The organism is Paenibacillus andongensis (assembly GCF_025369935.1).
Taxonomy (GTDB): domain Bacteria; phylum Bacillota; class Bacilli; order Paenibacillales; family NBRC-103111; genus Paenibacillus_E; species Paenibacillus_E andongensis.
In genome coordinates this window covers 7,316,303-7,335,004 of sequence record NZ_CP104467.1, presented here as the reverse complement: position 1 = coordinate 7,335,004, position 18,702 = coordinate 7,316,303, and the positions used below count along the sequence as shown (strand labels likewise).

Here is an 18,702-nt window from a genome sequence, read left to right as displayed (position 1 = left end):
AACCATAAAAGAAGCCTCTAAATCCACTTATTAGTGGGTTTGAGGCTTCTTGTGGTTGAGCGGGAAATAGATGTTAATGTACCCTCTCTGATTAGGGCTCTTACATCCTAGCTCTAGAACATTGGGAATACATAACGAACTAGGAAATACAGAACGCCGAAAATGATGACGATATAAGCAGCGTATTTGATGAAAGTAGAAGCAACTAGACTGGAATCCGATTTTTTCTCCACATGGCGTTCTTCGATATCGATATTGCGAGGCTGAGTCGACATTTGAATCACTCCTTTGAAGTTGTATTGCTATGTAATACCCTGCTGGGCATGAAGTGAAACACAGGAAGAGCGCTGCCAATATTATTTTCGTACAGGCGGACAGAGTTGTGCTACAATAATCTGTAAAACTTTAATAGCTTAATGTGGAGAAAGGAAGTAAGAGAAAATGGTTGTTTCCAGTAAAGTAGGTTTGGAAGATATTATTAGGGCCAATCATGTGCTCAGCAGGGTGATCGAACCATCGCCTCTGCAACGCAATGAGCTGCTCTCTAACTTGTATGAATGCAACGTTTATCTTAAACGTGAAGATATGCAAATTGTTCGTTCTTTCAAAATTCGCGGAGCGTATAATGTGATCCAAAGCTTAACACCGGAGGAACGCGAAGCGGGTGTCGTGTGTGCGAGCGCTGGCAATCATGCGCAGGGCGTGGCTTACTCCTGTAAACAGCTCGGTATTGAAGGCAAAATCTTCATGCCGACTACAACGCCTAGACAAAAGATTTCCCAAGTTAAGCTATTCGGCGGATCTTTTGTTGAAGTTATTCTCACAGGTGATTCATTCGATGATTCCTCTAACCAAGCCAAGGCCTACTGTGCTCAAGAGAATAAGGTGTTCATACACCCTTTCGATGATGTCCGTACGATTGCCGGGCAAGGCACGGTTGGCCTCGAGATTTTGAATCAAATGCCCGAATCTCCTGACTTCATCTTTGCAACGATTGGCGGAGGCGGCCTTGCAGCGGGAGTTGCGACCTATCTGGATAGTGTTTCTCCACGAACGCGCATCATCGGTGTTGAGCCGGAGGGCGCGGCAAGCATGACGGAAGCGCTGAAGCAGGGGAAGGTCGTGACCTTATCCACGATTGATAAGTTCGTAGATGGAGCAGCCGTGAAGCAAGTGGGCGAGCTTACCTTTGAGATTTGCAAAGAAAAGCTGGAGGATATCGTCATTGTTCCTTCCGGCAAGGAATGTACAACCATTCTGGAACTTTACAACAATAACGCGATTGTCATTGAGCCCGCCGGCGCACTCCCGGTCGCAGCGCTTGATGCCTATCGGGAGCAGATTCGCGGTAAGAATGTGGTCTGTATCATCAGCGGTGGCAACAATGACATTGACCGTATGCAGCAGATTAAAGAAAGATCGCTTGTGTATGAAGGCTTGAAGCACTACTTTATTCTTAATTTTCCGCAGCGTGCTGGAGCCTTGCGCGAATTTCTGGAAGAAGTCTTAGGACCCACAGACGATATTACTCGATTTGAGTATACGAAAAAAAATAATAGGGACGATGCTCCGGCGCTGGTCGGCATTGAGCTCAAAAATAAAGATGACTACGAGGGGCTTATTGAGCGCCTATCTCAGAAAGATTATGGCTATATTGAAATAAATAAGGATCCCAAGCTCTTTAACTTGCTTATTTAAGGAAAAATAGCCAAATGTGGAATGAATATGATATAGTTAATTAGTCCCATTTATTGCTTCTTAATATCGTAAAAGGCAAACTTATCGAAAGATAAGGACGCAAAGCTTCAGATCTAAGGTTGCCCTCGCAACAATGATGGCTGGGCTGCCGACAGGTTGCAGTTTACCTAAACAGGTACACCTACGGCTATTCCGATTCGGAATAGCCTTTTTTTAATATCAGATACGGAGGTTTAAGAATGAGAGGCATATTTTCTAAGTGGATACAGCAAATGAAAGCGCAAACGTTGGTCTATATGGGCGTACTGGGCTTCTTTTTGTTGACCGTGAATCTACTTGCTGCTGCTTCTTTCTCCTTTTCACCTTACGTTTTCATTAGTATGCTTGTTCAAGCACTAATCTGTTTATTTTTTGCGAAGAGTATCCATCAATTGCTCCTTACTAGCAAAGAGCAGGAAGAAAAGAGCAAACAACTAGCCTTTCTTGCCTATCACGATACATTGACGGGATTACCCAATCGCCGTTTGTTTAATGACCGATTGGAGCGGGCACTTCTGCACGCGAAGCGTAATGAGCAACTGGCGGCTGTTATGTTTCTGGACATGGACAGGTTCAAAGATGTCAACGATTCATTAGGTCATGCCTATGGTGATCGTTTAATCCGCCTTGCAGCAGAACGTTTGCTGGGATGCCTGCGGGGATCGGATACGGTGTACCGCCAAGGTGGCGACGAGTTTACTATTTTACTAGAATCTTTTGCAAAACCTGATGACGCAAGAGTTGTAGCTTCTCGAATTCAAATGGCTCTGGAAGAGCCTTTTATCCTGGATGGGATGCCAGTAACCATAACGGCTAGTATAGGGATAGCTCTGTATCCGTTAGATGGCCAGCTGCCTGAGCAGCTTATGGCGTTTGCAGATGAAGCGATGTTTGCGGCCAAAAACCGGGGACATAACCAGTTCCAATTCTATGCCTCTGACATCGATGCCATGGTGAAGAGCAAAGCTCACATAGAGAAAGAGCTTCGATCGGCCTTAGATAACAATCAATTTGAAATCCTATATCAGCCTCAATATGAAATAACAAACCGTAAATTAATCGGAATGGAAGCGATCATTCATTGGAGCAAGGGAGACAACCTCCTAGCACATAGCATGGATTGGAAGAAAGCAGCCGAGGAAATGGGCTTCATGATCCCTATCGGGAAATGGGCTGTACGAACGGCTTGCAGACAGATGAGAATCTGGCAGGACGAGGGCTATACACCGCTGAGAATGACCCTAACAGTAACAGCTTCGCAGTTTAAAGATGAGCATTTTATTGAAGAAATTGCTGTTGTTTTGAAAGAAACAAGTATTGATCCGATGTTGGTGGAACTGGACCTTACGGAAAGTATCACATCATCTAATGTACAAGAGGCTAGCGAGAAATTGATTATGCTGAAGAAATTCGGTGTGCGTATCGTGATGGATGACTTGTGTACAGGCCTATTTACACGAAGCGGGCTCGAAGGGATGCCGCTTGATAGCGTTAAATTAGATAGTAATTTGATTCGGGATTTGGTAGACGACAATGAGAATCAACTGCTGGCTGCTGCCATTATTCGCATGGCTCACCGTCTAGGTCTGAATTTAATTGCAAAGGGTGTTGAAACAGAGGAACAACTTGAGCATTTGAGACTTTTGCAGTGCACGGAAGTGCAAGGAATGCTGTTTAGCAGCCCGCTGGGAACCGAACAATTCATGAGACTTATGAACGATAAAATTAACAAAGGGTAATCTAGATTTTATTGACCGGTGGTAGTATAATAAATAATTGGGGCTTGAAACCTATATTGTAGGGGCTTACAAAAAGACCATGTCAACTTGTATGACATAACGAATTATGTTATTTTGCAGGTGTATCGCTTTTCTCTTGGGTTTCAACATGATACACTCATCTATAGCCAGTCTTACATAATTTAACTTATTTTGGTCAACCTACAATGTAAGATTTCACGGTTTTAAATTAAATGATTCTATGGGGGTAATAATGATGAAGAAAATGCTTTCAACAGCTCTTATGGCTGTAACGGTTTCTGCATTGGCTCTTTCCGGCTGTGCCAAAAAAGAAGAAACGAAACCGGCGGCTTCAGCAACTCCAGCTACTACTGCAGCAGCTTCAGCAGCGCCAAGCAACAATAGCGGTAAAGACTTCAAAATCGGAATGGTTACCGATATTGGTGGCGTCAACGATAAATCTTTTAACCAAAGTGCATGGGAAGGTTTGAAGGCGCTTGAGAAACAAACAGGCGTTAAAGTGAAAAACCTTGAGAGTAAAGGCGATGCAGATTATACGCCTAACTTAAACCAATTCGTTAAAGACGGCTACAACCTGACTTGGGGTATCGGCTTCTTGATGGGCGATGCACTAAAAACAGTAGCCACACAAAACCCTAATGCTAAATTAGCGATCATTGATAATGTCGTTGAAGCTCCAAACGTAGAATCCGTAACATTCTCTGAGCAAGAAGGTTCTTACCTTGTTGGGGTAGTTGCAGGTCTAACAACAAAATCCAACAAAATCGGTTTCGTTGGCGGTATCGACATCCCGGTTATCAAACGTTTTGAAGCTGGTTTCGTAGCTGGCGTTAAAGCGGTTAATCCAAATGCTAAAGTTCAAATTAACTATACAGGCGCTTTTGATAAGCCTGATCTTGGTAAAGCAGCAGCAGCTACGATCTACAACGATGGCGCTGATGTTATTTTCCACGCAGCTGGTTCCACTGGTAACGGTGTATTTAACGAAGCGAAAGACCGCGCGAAAAACGGTAAAAAGGTTTGGGTTATCGGCGTAGATAAAGACCAATCCCTTGAATTCGGCGATGAAGTCACACTGACTTCCATGTTGAAACGTGTTGACACAGCCGTTGTTCGTGTTTCCAAAGACATTATCGACAACAAATTCCAAGGTGGTAAAGTGGTTACACTTGGTCTGAAAGATGACGGCGTAGGCCTTCCTGAAACTTCCAAGAAAAACGTAACACCTGAAATCTTGAAAAAAGTTGACGATTACAAAGCAAAAATCATCAGCGGCGAAATCAAAGTTCCTGAAAAACCTTAATTAAGGTATAAAAGGCATTGCGGTTACGAACGATAGATTTGTTTCTGTTCAAACAAGGCTAGTTATAATAACTAGCCTTGTTCTTTAGTTTAAGAGGTAATTAAAAAAATTGATCCTTAGGGTGATCTGATGAGTGAAGTAGTCCCTGTTGTTGAACTTTGCAACATTACGAAGCGGTTTCCAGGCATAGTGGCGAATGATGCCATTAGTTTAAAGCTGATGAAGGGTGAAATTCATGCCTTGCTTGGCGAAAATGGCGCGGGTAAATCAACACTAATGAACATTGTGTTCGGACTTTATCAGCCGGATGAAGGTAACATTAAAGTACAAGGCAAAGAAGTATTTATTGATAGTCCGAATCGTGCTATCGAGCTTGGCATTGGTATGGTGCATCAGCATTTCAAGCTGGTTCAGCCATTTACCGTGACAGAAAACATCATTTTGGGCATGGAGCCTAAAAAAGGATCAAAAATCGATTACAAAACAGCGCAAGACAAAGTACGCAAGTTATCGGAGCAATACGGTTTGCGTGTGGATCCCAAAGCGAGAATTGAAGATATCTCCGTCGGCATGCAGCAGCGTGTGGAAATATTGAAAACGCTGTATCGCGGCGCCGATATTCTTATTTTTGATGAACCGACAGCTGTACTAACGCCGCAAGAGATTAGTGAATTGATGGTCATTATGCGTAATCTCGTCAAAGAGGGCAAATCCATCATTCTCATTACACATAAGCTGAAAGAAATTATGGAGATCGCCGATACTGTGACGATCATTCGTCGGGGCAAAGTGATTGATTCGTTGGATATTTCGAAGACGAATCCACAGATTCTGGCGGAGAAGATGGTCGGACGCGACGTCTCCTTCAAAGTGAACAAGCAGGATGTGAAGCTCGGAGAGCCCGTTCTCCAGGTGCAAGAACTCGTTGCGCGTAATCAGCAGGGTTTGCCTGCTCTGAAGGGGCTTAATTTTGAGGTGAAAGCCGGAGAAATTCTGGGCATCGCCGGTGTAGATGGCAACGGACAGAGTGAATTAATCGAGGCATTAACCGGGCTGCGCTCCATTGATAGCGGTCGTGTGCTGCTGATGGGAAGCGATATTACCAACCATACGCCGAGAGAGATCTCCGAGGCTGGATTGTCGCATATTCCGGAGGACAGGCATAAGCACGGACTCGTGCTCGATTTTACCATGAGTGAGAACATGGTGCTGGAAACGTATTTCCATCCTGCGTATAACAAAGCTGGCTTCTTGAATTATGAAGCTATTGATCGCCATGCGGAAGCGTTGATTAAGCAGTTCGACGTTAGAACGCCAAGTATCTACAATAAAGCGCGATCTTTGTCGGGTGGTAATCAACAAAAGGCGATTATTGCCAGGGAAATATATAAAAATCCCAATCTTCTCATTGCTGCGCAGCCGACGCGGGGATTGGATGTCGGTGCCATTGAGTTCGTGCATCGTCAATTGATCGAGCAGCGGAACAAAGGCAAAGCTGTACTGTTGATTTCTTTTGAGCTGGATGAAATTATGAATGTGTCGGATCGCATTGCCGTCATCTATGAAGGACAGATTGTGGGAGAAGTGCTGCCGCAGGAGACGAACGATCAAGAGATTGGACTTCTCATGGCCGGCAGTAAGCGCACAGAGAAAGGAGCTGCTCATGAATAAGGTTGCTCGCATTTTTACAAGTGAATCAGCGGTGAATCCGATCGTGGCGATTATACTTGGGCTGCTATTCGGAGCACTCGTAATGCTGGCAGGCGGATATAACCCAATTGCCGCCTATGGAGCGCTATTTTCTCGTATTTTCGGTAATTCGTATGATATAGGTGAATCCATTCGTGCCATTACCCCGCTTATTTTGACGGGATTATCCGTCGCATTCGCATTTCGTACAGGCTTGTTTAATATCGGTGCTGAAGGGCAATTCGTCATGGGTATGACGGGGGCCACATTTATTGGTGTCAAAGTGACAGGTCTTCCATGGATTATTCATGCTCCGTTAGCAGTTATCGTCGGTGCACTTATTGGTGGACTGTGGGGAGCTATTGCGGGCTATTTGAAAGCAAAGCGTGGAGTTAACGAAGTTATTACAACGATTATGTTGAACTGGATCGCTTTGTTCCTGTCGAATTATATCATTAATCAATTTCTTCTAGAACCGAAGCAGCAGCGCTCCTACATGATCCAAGAATCGGCATCTCTGAGCATCACATGGCTATCGGCTATGCTGGAGAATGCGAGGATGCACTGGGGCACTCTCATTGCGATACTCGCAGCGATTGTATTCTATATCATCTTGTGGAAAACAAAGCAAGGCTACGAGCTGCGTGCCGTTGGTCATAACATCGATGCCGCGAAATATGCCGGAATGAACGTGAACAAAAACATTATTAAAGCGATGTTTATTTCGGGCGTTTTTGCCGGGCTAGCGGGCGTTTTTGAAGTTCTTGGTGTATTCCATTATCAAGTGGTTTCGGCAGGCTTCCCAGGTTACGGCTTTGATGGGATTGCGGTATCCCTGCTAGGTGCTAACAATCCAATAGGGATTGTGCTCGGAGCCGCATTGTTTGGCGGATTGTCGTACGGTTCAGCGGGCATGAGTTTCGGTGCTGATGTGCCGCCGGAGATTATCCGTATTGTCATCGGTTCGGTCATCTTCTTCGTCGCAACCCAAGGTATCGTTAAATGGGTGCTCATCCCGTTTTATAGTAAACGCAAGAAAGAGAGGGCTACGTAACATGGACCTGCTCACCATGCTTAACGCGTTTTTCACGAAATTTAGTGAACTTATCAACACGACGCTCGTCTATTCGACAGCGCTCATCTTTGGAGCCTTGGGTGGGATTTACTCAGAGCGCTCCGGGGTAGTCAATATCGGGATTGAGGGTCTCATGGTTTCCGGGGCATTTGCTTCGGCCGTCGGCGCATATTATGCAGAAGAGGCGAATATGGGTGTCTGGTCCCCGTGGATCGGTTTACTGACTGCCATGTTATTTGCGCTCATTTTTGCTCTGATTCATGCGGTAGCCACGATTTCGTTCAAAGCCAATCAAGTCATCAGCGGTGTAGTGATTAACTTCTTGGCAGCAGGCGTAACGTTGTATTTGGTCAAAGTACTGTTCCATGGTGCTGGTCAAACAGAAACGTTAAACGATGTGTTTTCCAAATGGGAAATTCCGATTTTGTCCAAAATACCGTATATCGGATATGCATTCTTCAATGCCTATCCGACAACTTACATTGCCTTGATTCTCGTCGCGGTTACCTACTATGTGCTGTTCAAGACGCCTTTCGGTCTGCGACTTCGTTCCGTTGGGGAACACCCGAGTGCCGCGGATACCGTAGGGGTTAAAGTGAAGCGAATTCGCTACATCGCTGTGTTGATCAGTGGTCTGTTAGGCGGACTTGGCGGGGCTACCATTACGCTCACGACAACAAGTGCCTTCTCACATAACACGATATCAGGTCAAGGTTTTATAGCGATGGCCGCGATGATTTTCGGTAAATGGCATCCCGTTGGCGCACTGGGCGCAGCAGTCTTCTTCGGAATGGCGCAGGCGCTCAACAACTTCATGCGGTTGTTCGAATTCTCGAAAAATATTCCGCAGGAATTCCTCTACATGCTGCCTTATGTACTGACCATTTTAGTACTGGCAGGCGCAGTAGGCCGGGCTAAAGCACCATCAGCCCTTGGTGAACCTTACGATCCAGGTAAGCGATAAAATTAAAAACATGCATGGCTATGGGAGTATTCCCGCGGCTGTGCATGTTTTTTTTGTTCCTGCTATTGTCAATAATTACCACGCATGACGTGTCGGGAAATACAGGGGAAATGTCGAATCATGGCGAAATTCCAATCCACCTAGCTATTTTTCATAAATTAGTTGACTGCGGAAGGAAGAATGCCACAAATGTCTGTATTACGAACCTTGTTAGGAGCCAAGTCGCTCAAGGTGAAAATGACGCTGCTGCTGCTTGCCGTCTCACTTGTCCCTCTTTTGATCTCTATGCTTATCCTTACCTCTCAATCCTCTTCTGTTGTTGAGTCGGACACCAAAAATCAGCAAATGCATCTTGCGGAGCTTAGTACGAGCGAGATCAATGCCTGGCTGAATGGCAAAATTGCTTCGATGCAATCCGTTGTTAAAGCCCATCCAGAGTTCTTGAATGGGAAGTCGAACACGATCTTACCCGTGCTGAAAATTATGGCGGAGAGCGATCCGGAAGTGTATCGATTTGCCTATATTGATCCGCAAGGCATGTCCATTGACACAGCTGGCGAAAAGCTGGACGCAAACAAATTTGATAATTTTAAGAAAGCTACTGTGGATAAGAAAGTAGCGGTGTCCGAAATCATCAAGGAGGAAAGCAGCGGTAAAAACATTATCATCATTGATGTTCCGCTCGTGGACGGCAATGGCGATTTCCGCGGTATCGTGCAATCTTTCCTCTTTCCTGAGCAAATGCTGTCCATCATCAACCGTATCAAATTCGGTGAAACAGGTTACGGCTACCTTCTCTCACCAAGCGGTACATATCTCGTTCACCCGAAAAAAACGGGGCAAAAGCTAGAGCAATCATCTACGGCAGAGAAGATAGCTCTTTACAAAAATACGGTATTCAAGGATAAGAGCGGGTATATCCTATATAAAGAGCCAGATGGTACGCTGAAGTCAGCTGCTTTTCAAACCATTGAAGCCACGGGATGGAAGCTTATATTGACCGGGGAGCAAGCGGAAGTATTCCAGAAAGTAAATCTCCTAAAGAAAAATGCAGCCATCATGCTAGCTATTTCTGCGCTGCTTGTCATTATACTTGCTATGATCGTCTCACAGATGATGATTCGCCCAATCACGACAATTTCATCCCTCATGCAGCGAGTAGGGCAGGGTGATTTATCAGGCCGTTTGAACACGCATGGCGAGGATGAAATCGCCTCGATGCGCAAGAACATCAATGCGATGCTCGATTCTTTTTCCGCGATGATTTGCAAAATCTCAGAAGCCGTGTCGCATACCGCGGCATCTTCCGAGCAGCTCACTGCGATTGCCAGCGAATCGACGAAAGCTTCCGAACATATTACCGCAGCGGTGGGGCAGGTCGTGCGGTGTTCCGAAGCCAACTACCAGGCATCCGAACAAATTTCGACCGCGATGGGTGAAATGTCATCGGGCGTGCAGAAAATTGCCGAATCGTCCGCGAATGTCTCGGAAACTGCGCAAAACGTCGTTCAAGAGGTTGGCCGTGGAAACGGGGAAATTCAACAAGCCATTACCCAAATGCGACAAGTCAGTCATGCTGTAGAACATACTGCCGAACTAGTGCACAGCTTAGAGGAGAAATCCGAGCAAATTCGCCAAGTTGTTGGCTTTATTTCTGAAATTGCCTCGCAAACCAACCTGCTTGCCTTGAACGCATCCATTGAAGCGGCAAGGGCTGGCGAACATGGCAGAGGCTTCGCCGTCGTCGCTAGCGAGGTTAAGAAGTTGGCAGAGCAAACTAGCAGTGCGACCGTGAACATCACCTCCATTATCGGTGAAACGATCCATGCTACGAAAGAGGCATCAAGCTCGATGCAAGGCGGACTCTCAGAGGTTGAGAAAGGCTCGGCACTCGTTCAAACGGCTGGGCAAGTGTTTCAATCGATTCTGGCCTCGATTCATCATGTTAACGACCAAATCCAAGAAGTGTCAGCCGCATCCGAGGAAATATCAGCGGGAACCGAAGAGGTGGCAGCCTCTTCTCAGGAGACAGTCAGTATCGTAAAGCAGGCTATGGATCAACTGCAAGCCATTGCCAAGTCGGCAAGCGGGCAGCTGCAATCGATGGAAGAGATCAGTTCCTCCTCCGAATCGCTTAGCGTGCTGGCGGTCGATCTACAGGATCAAATCAACCGCTTCAAGTTGAAATAAAGTACTGCGTTGAGCACCCTATCCGACTATGCGTTGAGCATCTCATCCTACTATCGGTGGGGTGCTTTTTTATAAGAATTTATAGGGCTGGAACGAACTGCATATTAGCAGGCTTTTCCACTTCTAAACCGCTTTTTAGCAAAATACCTGCACTTTCGCAGTTATTTTAGGGGCCGTTATAAAAGTTCTCCTCGAAAAGCGGATTCGAATGCGAAGTAATGGTATGAATGCTGTTAAAAGCTTGGCGCATCCGCCAAGCTTTTTAGTCATTCTATTTTATAGATGAGATCCGCCGCTTGCATCAATCAATTGCCCCGTTATCCAGCGACTGTCCGAAGAGGCAAGAAAGGCCGCGATATCAGCCACATCTTCAGGCTGCCCCCATCTGTTAAACGTGGAGAGACCGACGGCGAATTGCTGCCCACCCGGATCCTGCAATGTTTCGGCATTCATATCGGTATCGATGATTCCCGGTAAGATGGCGTTCACCGTAACGTTGCGATTCCCAAGATGCTGAGCTAAGACAAAGGTGAGTGTGTTGAGCGCACCTTTTGATATGCTGTAGCCCAGAAGATTTGGGAATGCCAAACGGGTAACAGCCGAAGAGATATTGATGATGCGGCCCTCGTCTCTCAGACGCGGTAATGCTTGCTGGATAAGGAAAAGAGGCGCTTTGACATGGAGGCTCATGACTTCATCAAAAGATTGTTCCGTCGTCTCCTCGATGGTTCCAGCTTGCCCGATTCCGGCGTTATTAACAAGAATATCAAACTGATTCCCGCCAGTACGCTTCTCCAGGGCTTCGTCCAAGCCCACATATAAATCACGAACGCCGTTTACGGCGCTCAAGTCCGCACCGAGTGTAAAGGCGGATCCGCCTTTATGTTGAATCTCACGAACCACTTCCTCTGCAGCATCGTAATTCTTTCCGTAATGTACGGCGACCATGGCGCCATCCTGTGCTAGACGCAGAGCAATTCCTCGTCCAATTCCCCGACTTGCTCCCGTTACTAAAGCGATTTTACCTTTCAGCTTGCTCATATGCTCATCTCCTTCCATGTTTTCATGTTTAGTTTTATCACAGAGTGACATTCGAAATGTTGCTTTCTCATTCCGAGTTCCTTCCCTGTCATTGATTGATTGACCACCCTTTGGATAACTTGCTCTCTCATTTGCAAATGCGACAAACAGATGCCCAAGAAATAATACTTCTATTGGAGATGTTCCAATGGAATCGACACTCGTGCCTCGAAATCCGTACTTATATTGGAGACAATCCAATGGAATTGACTTATAGGTTGTCAAATCTCTACATCCATTGGATTAATCCAATGGATGTAGCATTCAGGTTTTGAAATTCAAAAAGTGGGATCGATTGCAGAGGAGGGGATTTTATTTTGATGGAACAACCCCCTCGGGCAAAAAGCAGGGGGCATGTATTATAAAACCAAGCTTCGACATGGAGGGAGCATCATTACATCGGGGCAGAGATGCAGTCTGGGTGTTATTTACCATGATGCAAAATAACAAATTTTGATCCAGCGATACCTTATGGTAGATTAAAATCAAAGAGATTTGATTTGATTGCGATATTCGCTTGGCGAGACACCGTACCAACGTCGAAATTGCTTAGAGAAGTAAAGCGGGTCGTAGAAACCTACGGACGATGCAATCTGTTCGATGGTGAGTTCCAGCCGTTCTCGAAGCAGCAGACGTGCTTTATCCACTCGCAGCTTTAGAAGAAACGTGACGGGTGTTACCTTGGTATGACGCTTGAACATACGGGATAAATACGCGCGGTTGTAGCCCAAACTCTCAGCCATTAGCTCGATGGTGATAGGCTCGGCATATTGGGTGGACAGGTAGTGAATCGCTTGCTGCACGATGCGGTCACTCTCGGCTTCCGTAACCACGCCGGCTAATGTGGAAGCGGATAATGTTTCACAGTATTCACCGAGTAACAAGTGTAGGTATCCGATGGATTTCAGCTGTGCGTTTGCCTTTTTGGATCTTAAGGCTTGCTGAATATGGCGAAAAAGGACAGGGATATGGCGGTTACGCTTCGTATGAATAATGGGCTGTAGGGGATTCACTCCAGTTGAGGCGACTAACGCCGCGACCTGTGTGCCTGTAAAAGCGATCCAGCAATAATGCCACGGATCTGCCTCGTCAGAGACGTAGCTAATGAGCTGTTCAGGCTCGATGACGAAGCTGTCTCCGGCGCCAAGTTCGTACTCTTCGCCTTGCGAAGAGAAGAACCCTCTACCCGATATTACATAGTGAATCAGATAATAGTCGTAAACTTTGGGGCCTAACCGATGCTCAGGCTTCGTCTGGCTCTCACCCGCAAACAGCACGGTTAATTCACTCTCCTGGGAAGGCAGGGGATTCGAAACAACGTAATAGCTCTCTGACTTTGTCATGCTTACTCTTCATCTCCGATCTAAGCATCTACATGTACCTTCACTTTATCATAAATCTAATAAGAGTAGCGAATGTGAGATCACATTTTTCCATGTGAAAATAACATGCCTCCATAGCCAATCCTATATTCTTCTCGTATACTGAAGTTACAAAGATACCAAGCATAAACGACTCCATCATCCTCAGATGACGAGCGAAATTACTTCTAAAACCACTAAAGGCGGTGCCAGAATGGCAGATTTGCAAGCTCTAAAAACCACGTTTATTGAAATTTACGGGAATTCTGCAACGGCAATTTCAGCTTTCCATGCTCCAGGTCGTGTCAATTTGATCGGTGAGCACACGGATTACAATGGCGGTTATGTTTTCCCGGCAGCGTTAACGTTCGGAACCACTTTGATAATTCGTCCAAGACAAGATCGTGTAATTGGATTCGCATCGACAAACCTGGCACTGCGCAAACAAATTTCCATAGATGACTTGTCCTATCAGGCAGAGGACGATTGGATCAATTATCCGAAAGGGATCTTCGTTCACTTAGCGAAAGCTGGCTTCCCTGTTACGCAGGGTTATGATCTTTTGTTCCACGGTGAAATCCCGAATGGTGCCGGACTTTCGTCCTCGGCTTCCATTGAAGTCGTTACAGCTTTTGGCTTATTAACTCTTGAAAAATATCCAATCGATACCGTGAAAATCGCCCTGCTCGCTCAAAAAACAGAGAACGAATTCGTTGGCGTCAACAGTGGTATCATGGACCAATTCGCTGTAGCCAATGGCAAAAAAGATCATGCGATCCTGCTCATGTGCGACACGCTTGAATATCGCCATGTGCCTTTCCAAAGCGGCAGCTATAAGCTGGTTATCGGAAATACGAACAAACGCAGAGGTCTCATAGACTCCGCTTACAATGAGAGAAGAAGCCAGTGCGAACAGGCTGTGTCCTATTTGCAAAAGCAGTTTCCTTCGATCACTTTGCTCGGCCAACTGAACTTGGCGCAATTTAACGAATTCAAACATCTGATCCCGGACGAAACCGTCCGCAAACGGGCGCAGCATGTTATTGAAGAAATTGAGCGTGTTCTCAAATCCATTGAGGTGCTGGAAGCGAACGACCTTGAATCCTTCGGTAAGCTAATGATCGGGTCCCATGACTCGCTTCGTGATCTTTATGAAGTAACAGGTGTAGAGCTGGATACGATGGTTGCGGCGGCACTGAAGGTTCCGGGTGTGCTTGGGTCACGTATGACAGGCGCAGGCTTCGGCGGATGCACAGTTTCTTTAGTTCATGAGGACAGTGTACAGACGTTTATCGATCAAGTGGGTAAAGAATATACGGAAAAAACAGGTTTGACACCAAGCTTCTACGTTTGTGATATCGGCAATGGTGTCGAGCAAGTCGGGGAGGCGTTATAAAATGGCCATACTAGTAACGGGCGGAGCAGGCTATATCGGATCTCATGCGGTAGCGGAGCTGGTTGCCAAAGGGGAAGAAGTCGTTATCGTTGATAATTTGCAGCAAGGGCACAGAAACGCTGTGCTTGGGGGCAAACTGTACGTAGGCGATTTGCGCGACGGCGAGTTTCTGGATACGGTTTTCACGGAGAATAGTATTGATGCTATCATCCATTTTGCGGCGAATTCATTAGTTGGCGAGAGCATGACCAATCCTGCGAAATATTATCACAATAACGTATACGGAACGCTTTGCTTACTTGAAAAGATGACCCAATACGGCGTGAAGAAAATCGTCTTCTCCTCAACGGCTGCCACGTATGGTGAACCTGAAAATATTCCAATCCTAGAAAGAGACCGCACCCTGCCGACCAATACGTATGGCGAGACGAAGCTGGCTATGGAAAAAATGATGAAATGGTTCGACATCGCGCATGGTATCAAATATGTATCGCTTCGCTATTTTAATGCAGCTGGGGCTCATGCCGGCGGCAAAATCGGTGAGGATCATAGCCCAGAGACGCATCTGATTCCTATCATTCTTCAAGTGGCTCTTGGTCAAAGACCGCATATTTCCATCTTCGGAGAAGACTATGCAACAGCAGATGGTTCATGTGTGCGCGACTATATTCATGTTAGCGATTTGGCAAGTGCTCATGTTCTTGCGGTTGAGAAGCTGCGTGGCGGAGCAGAGAGCAATATTTACAACCTAGGCAATGGCACAGGGTTCTCGGTCAAAGAAGTCATCGAAATCGCCCGCAAAGTTACCGGTCATGCGATTCCTGCCGTCATCGAACCGCGTAGAGCCGGCGATCCAGCAACGTTAATTGCCTCCTCAGAGCGTGCAAGAGCGGAGCTTGGTTGGAAACCGACACGTGATTCCTTGGAATCCATTATCGAGAGCGCATGGAACTGGCACCAAAATCATCCGAACGGGTACGAAGAGTAGAGTAGGGTAGCACAGGGTGGAACAGTGTATAACAGGGTACAAGTGCAGAAACAGCGTAAACAGGGTACAACAATGCAGAACGGAGCTGAAAAGAGGCTTGTTTTGTAGAAAGGAACGTGGCACATGGAACGGACAGTTAAAGCGCCGCAGCACGCAGCGTTGATCATAGAAAGGCTCCTTCAGTTCGCTGTGCAGAATGGGCTGATTGAACACCTTGATGTCTATACATCACGAAATGCTTTGCTTGATTTATTTGGTCTTGCTGAACCTTATCAAGGCGAAGTGCCGGCAGAGAAATTGAGCAGTCCGGTTGCACTGCTTGAAGAACTGCTCGATGCAGCTTTTGAGGCAGGGCTCTTGGAAGAGAATACGATGACGTACCGTGATTTGCTGGACGCACGGATTATGGGGCTCCTGATGCCTCGTCCTTCCGAGGTTGTGCATCAATTCTGGAACACAGCCAAAACAACGAGCGTAGAGGCGGCGACGGATTACTTCTACAAGCAATCCATCGATTCCAACTATATTCGAATGGATCGCATTCAGAAAAATGCCTACTGGTTGGCCGAAACAACATATGGCGATCTGGAAATCACGATCAACCTTTCCAAACCGGAGAAAGATCCGAAGGAAATTGCCCTGCTCAAAACGCTGCCGCAAAGCAGCTATCCCTTATGTCTACTTTGCGTAGACAACTTAGGGTACGCAGGTCGTGTGAATCACCCGGCGAGGCAAAATCTGCGTGTCATTCCGTTGGAATTAGATGGCGAGAAATGGTACTTCCAGTATTCGCCGTATGTGTATTACAACGAGCACAGCATTATTTTCCATGAGAAACACATACCGATGAAAACGACGTCGAACACGTTCTATCGTTTGCTGGACTTCATCGATCAGTTCCCTCATTATTTCATCGGATCGAACGCGGATCTGCCGATCGTAGGTGGTTCTATTCTGAACCACGACCATTTCCAAGGCGGGCGCCATAAATTCCCGATGGAAAAAGCGCCAAGTGAGAAGGCCTTCTCACATGCAGAGTTTGCCGGCGTGAAGGCCGCCATCGTCAAGTGGCCGATGTCGGTGCTTCGCCTGAGCGGGCACAACAAGCAGCAGCTTTATAAGCTGGCGAGCAAGCTGCTCGAAGACTGGCGCGCCTACAGTGATGCGGAAGCGGACGTCCTCGCCTTCAGCGAGAAGGACGGACAGCGTGTCCCGCATAACACGATCACTCCGATCGCCCGCAACAATGCACGCGGCGAGTACGAGCTTGACCTGGTGCTGCGCAACAACCGCACCAGCGAAGAGCATCCGGATGGGATTTTCCATCCGCACCAGCACTTGCACCACATCAAGAAGGAGAACATCGGCTTGATTGAGGTTATGGGGCTGGCGGTGCTGCCAGGCCGCCTGCAAGAGGAGCTGGCGGATATCGCCAAGCTGCTCACCGGCGAAGCCGCATTCGGCCGCGAGATCCGCGAAGAGGCCGGCCATCCGCTGCATAAGCATGCGGAATGGATCAAAGCGCTGCTCGCGAAGCATGGCGCGGCGCTGCCGCAGGACAGAGCGAGTGCGGTGCTGCAGGCCGAAGTCGGCAGCAAGTTCATGGACGTGCTGCTTGACGCAGGCGTGTTCAAGCGTGATGAAGCCGGGCAAGCGGCTTTTGGACGGTTTTTGGCGGCTGCGGGCTTTGCGCAGCAATAGTTTTAAAGATGAACCAACTCCCTAAGGCATTTGGCTAGGGGAGTTGGTTTTTTGTATTTGGATTTGTGGTAAGCGAAGCTTACCACAAATTTATTTGGCGTCTGCGGAGACGGATGTCTTCATCGCTAAAGTGGAGGGAGTGCTTGGACCTCTCAGCTGCTGAGAGAAGGCGATTTAGCGGGTTTGCAGCCTGAGAAGGCAGAAAAGGCTGTCTCGGAGGATCGAATGGAGCGAGTCATCGGCCGCCAATCAGATTATATCAATGGAGTTGAAGTGATGGAAAATGTTCCCTTTACTTACACCTGTGGCAGTTGCTAATTTGGCGGCAGTTCTACGTATTGCTTCGCCATACTACATACTCCACAAGCTAGAGGAATGGAAACTGCTGGGTGAATTTAGTAAACTGAGAGAGTAGTTGAATGTGCAGCAGGATGATCGTTGAAGGAGGCGTAGAATGGATAGCTTTGAAGCGTTGGTGGTGGATCGAACAAAGGAATCTTTTGCAATCGAAGTAAAGGAACTTAAGCTCGATGATTTACCTGTTGGCGAAGTGACGATTCGAGTGTTATACTCCGGCATTAATTATAAAGATGCGTTGGCTTGCAGCTCTACTGGGCGTGTTGTACGTGCTTACCCGATGGTACCGGGGATTGATTTGGCCGGAACCGTTGTAGCTTCGTCAGATGCTCGGTTTCGCGAAGGCGATGAGGTGTTGGTGACGAGTTACGAGCTGGGTACAGGGCATTACGGCGGATTTAGCGCTTATGCGCGCGTCCCGGCTGACTGGGTCATACCTCTTCCGCAGGGTTTAACTCATCGCGAGGCGATGATACTGGGTACGGCGGGATTTACCGCTGCGCTCTCCATACAGCGAATGGAGGAAAATGGGTTAAGCAAAGAGCAGGGACCCGTGCTTGTTCGTGGTGCAACTGGCGGAGTGGGCAGCAGCAGCGTGTCCATGCTAGCAGCACTTGGTTATGAGGTGGAAGCGAGCACTGGGAAGTCAGCGGATCATCAGTACCTGCTCGACCTCGGGGCTAAGCGGGTATTAACGCGAGAGGAGCTGGTTCCCTCTGTTAGCAAGCCACTGAATAAGGAATATTGGGCGGGTTCTGTCGATCCCGTTGGGGGTGACTCGCTAGCCCATGTGCTGAGCATGATGAAGTACGGTGGTTCTGTTGCCCTGAGTGGCTTGACTGGTGGCGGAGAGTTTGCCGCATCGGTGTTTCCTTTTATCCTGCGAGGTGTGAATGTGTTAGGCATTGATTCGGTTGCTTGCCGGGTGGAGGTTAGAAAGCCTCTGTGGGAGCGTATTGCGAAGGAACTGAAGCCGAAAGGCCTGGAGCAGACAGTCTATAAAGAGGTTACGCTGGATGGCGTTATGGAAGCTGCTAAGGAGGTTCTGGAAGGAAAGGTCAGAGGAAGAGTGCTTGTCCGATTGTAAAAGGGAGGCAGGAC

General features: G+C 47.2%; 14 protein-coding genes, 1 pseudogene and 1 riboswitch. Of the genes and pseudogenes, 12 read left to right on the top strand and 3 right to left on the bottom strand.

The window, feature by feature from the left end; all coding sequences use genetic code 11:
* Positions 1–113: 113 nt before the first annotated feature.
* Positions 114–275, bottom strand: coding sequence for a hypothetical protein (locus NYR53_RS32925; protein ID WP_173184903.1), 162 nt, complete (start codon positions 273–275; stop codon positions 114–116).
* A gap of 166 nt (positions 276–441) precedes the next feature.
* Here NYR53_RS32925 and ilvA point away from each other — a divergent pair, with 166 nt between their 5' ends.
* From ilvA to NYR53_RS32890, 7 genes are all read left to right on the top strand, one after another.
* Positions 442–1,698 carry a threonine ammonia-lyase IlvA gene (ilvA, locus tag NYR53_RS32920; protein WP_261303162.1) on the top strand — a complete coding sequence of 419 codons (1,257 nt, stop codon included), beginning with the start codon at positions 442–444 and terminating at the stop codon, positions 1,696–1,698.
* 64 nt (positions 1,699–1,762) lie between these two features.
* Positions 1,763–1,851: riboswitch (cyclic di-GMP riboswitch) on the top strand.
* A gap of 86 nt (positions 1,852–1,937) precedes the next feature.
* Positions 1,938–3,476 carry a putative bifunctional diguanylate cyclase/phosphodiesterase gene (locus tag NYR53_RS32915; RefSeq protein ID WP_261303161.1) on the top strand — a complete coding sequence of 513 codons (1,539 nt, stop codon included), beginning with the start codon at positions 1,938–1,940 and terminating at the stop codon, positions 3,474–3,476.
* A 256-nt stretch (positions 3,477–3,732) separates the two neighbouring features.
* On the top strand, positions 3,733–4,800 hold the full coding sequence (locus NYR53_RS32910; RefSeq protein ID WP_261306603.1) for a BMP family lipoprotein: 1,068 nt from the start codon (positions 3,733–3,735) through the stop codon (positions 4,798–4,800).
* 129 nt (positions 4,801–4,929) lie between these two features.
* A complete protein-coding gene (locus tag NYR53_RS32905) occupies positions 4,930–6,471 on the top strand; it encodes an ABC transporter ATP-binding protein (protein ID WP_261303160.1) in 1,542 nt (513 codons plus the stop codon).
* Entirely contained in the window at positions 6,464–7,543 is a 1,080-nt protein-coding gene (locus NYR53_RS32900) for an ABC transporter permease (protein ID WP_261303159.1), read from the top strand. Before NYR53_RS32905 ends, NYR53_RS32900 begins: the two co-directional genes overlap by 8 nt.
* Before the next feature lies 1 nt (position 7,544).
* Positions 7,545–8,528 carry an ABC transporter permease gene (locus tag NYR53_RS32895; protein WP_261303158.1) on the top strand — a complete coding sequence of 328 codons (984 nt, stop codon included), beginning with the start codon at positions 7,545–7,547 and terminating at the stop codon, positions 8,526–8,528.
* A 189-nt stretch (positions 8,529–8,717) separates the two neighbouring features.
* Positions 8,718–10,718 carry a methyl-accepting chemotaxis protein gene (locus tag NYR53_RS32890; RefSeq protein ID WP_261303157.1) on the top strand — a complete coding sequence of 667 codons (2,001 nt, stop codon included), beginning with the start codon at positions 8,718–8,720 and terminating at the stop codon, positions 10,716–10,718.
* Positions 10,719–10,994: 276 nt separating this feature from the next.
* On the opposite strand, the gene NYR53_RS32885 is transcribed toward NYR53_RS32890, so the two are convergent.
* Entirely contained in the window at positions 10,995–11,759 is a 765-nt protein-coding gene (locus NYR53_RS32885; protein WP_261303156.1) for an SDR family oxidoreductase, read from the bottom strand.
* A 329-nt stretch (positions 11,760–12,088) separates the two neighbouring features.
* Here NYR53_RS32885 and NYR53_RS32880 point away from each other — a divergent pair.
* Positions 12,089–12,245: pseudogene (locus tag NYR53_RS32880) on the top strand (2OG-Fe(II) oxygenase); the annotation flags it as partial.
* Positions 12,246–12,283: 38 nt separating this feature from the next.
* Here NYR53_RS32880 and NYR53_RS32875 read toward each other — a convergent pair.
* Complete coding sequence (locus NYR53_RS32875; RefSeq protein WP_261303155.1) at positions 12,284–13,141, bottom strand: AraC family transcriptional regulator; 858 nt, start codon at positions 13,139–13,141, stop codon at positions 12,284–12,286.
* A gap of 232 nt (positions 13,142–13,373) precedes the next feature.
* Here NYR53_RS32875 and NYR53_RS32870 point away from each other — a divergent pair, with 232 nt between their 5' ends.
* The 4 genes from NYR53_RS32870 to NYR53_RS32855 all read left to right on the top strand — a co-directional run bounded on the left by NYR53_RS32870 (position 13,374) and on the right by NYR53_RS32855 (position 18,688).
* Positions 13,374–14,555 carry a galactokinase gene (locus tag NYR53_RS32870; RefSeq protein ID WP_261303154.1) on the top strand — a complete coding sequence of 394 codons (1,182 nt, stop codon included), beginning with the start codon at positions 13,374–13,376 and terminating at the stop codon, positions 14,553–14,555.
* Between the two features lies 1 nt (position 14,556).
* Positions 14,557–15,543, top strand: a complete 987-nt coding sequence (galE, locus tag NYR53_RS32865) for a UDP-glucose 4-epimerase GalE (protein ID WP_261303153.1) — start codon at positions 14,557–14,559, stop codon at positions 15,541–15,543.
* A 123-nt stretch (positions 15,544–15,666) separates the two neighbouring features.
* A complete protein-coding gene (locus NYR53_RS32860) occupies positions 15,667–17,244 on the top strand; it encodes a UDP-glucose--hexose-1-phosphate uridylyltransferase (RefSeq protein ID WP_261303152.1) in 1,578 nt (525 codons plus the stop codon).
* Positions 17,245–17,698: 454 nt separating this feature from the next.
* Entirely contained in the window at positions 17,699–18,688 is a 990-nt protein-coding gene (locus NYR53_RS32855; protein ID WP_261303151.1) for an acrylyl-CoA reductase family protein, read from the top strand.
* Positions 18,689–18,702: the final 14 nt, after the last annotated feature.

Bases quoted from the DNA above. Each gene is read 5' to 3' on its own strand.
- NYR53_RS32925 (WP_173184903.1), bottom strand. From the start codon at position 275: ATGTCGACTCAGCCTCGCAATATCGATATCGAAGAACGCCATGTGGAG.
- NYR53_RS32875 (WP_261303155.1), bottom strand. From the start codon at position 13,141: ATGACAAAGTCAGAGAGCTATTACGTTGTTTCGAATCCCCTGCCTTCC.
- NYR53_RS32900 (WP_261303159.1), top strand. From the start codon at position 6,464: ATGAATAAGGTTGCTCGCATTTTTACAAGTGAATCAGCGGTGAATCCG.
- NYR53_RS32910 (WP_261306603.1), top strand. From the start codon at position 3,733: ATGAAGAAAATGCTTTCAACAGCTCTTATGGCTGTAACGGTTTCTGCA.
- ilvA (WP_261303162.1), top strand. From the start codon at position 442: ATGGTTGTTTCCAGTAAAGTAGGTTTGGAAGATATTATTAGGGCCAAT.
- NYR53_RS32860 (WP_261303152.1), top strand. From the start codon at position 15,667: ATGGAACGGACAGTTAAAGCGCCGCAGCACGCAGCGTTGATCATAGAA.
- NYR53_RS32890 (WP_261303157.1), top strand. From the start codon at position 8,718: ATGTCTGTATTACGAACCTTGTTAGGAGCCAAGTCGCTCAAGGTGAAA.
- NYR53_RS32895 (WP_261303158.1), top strand. From the start codon at position 7,545: ATGGACCTGCTCACCATGCTTAACGCGTTTTTCACGAAATTTAGTGAA.
- NYR53_RS32915 (WP_261303161.1), top strand. From the start codon at position 1,938: ATGAGAGGCATATTTTCTAAGTGGATACAGCAAATGAAAGCGCAAACG.
- NYR53_RS32855 (WP_261303151.1), top strand. From the start codon at position 17,699: ATGGATAGCTTTGAAGCGTTGGTGGTGGATCGAACAAAGGAATCTTTT.
- NYR53_RS32905 (WP_261303160.1), top strand. From the start codon at position 4,930: ATGAGTGAAGTAGTCCCTGTTGTTGAACTTTGCAACATTACGAAGCGG.
- galE (WP_261303153.1), top strand. From the start codon at position 14,557: ATGGCCATACTAGTAACGGGCGGAGCAGGCTATATCGGATCTCATGCG.
- NYR53_RS32885 (WP_261303156.1), bottom strand. From the start codon at position 11,759: ATGAGCAAGCTGAAAGGTAAAATCGCTTTAGTAACGGGAGCAAGTCGG.
- NYR53_RS32870 (WP_261303154.1), top strand. From the start codon at position 13,374: ATGGCAGATTTGCAAGCTCTAAAAACCACGTTTATTGAAATTTACGGG.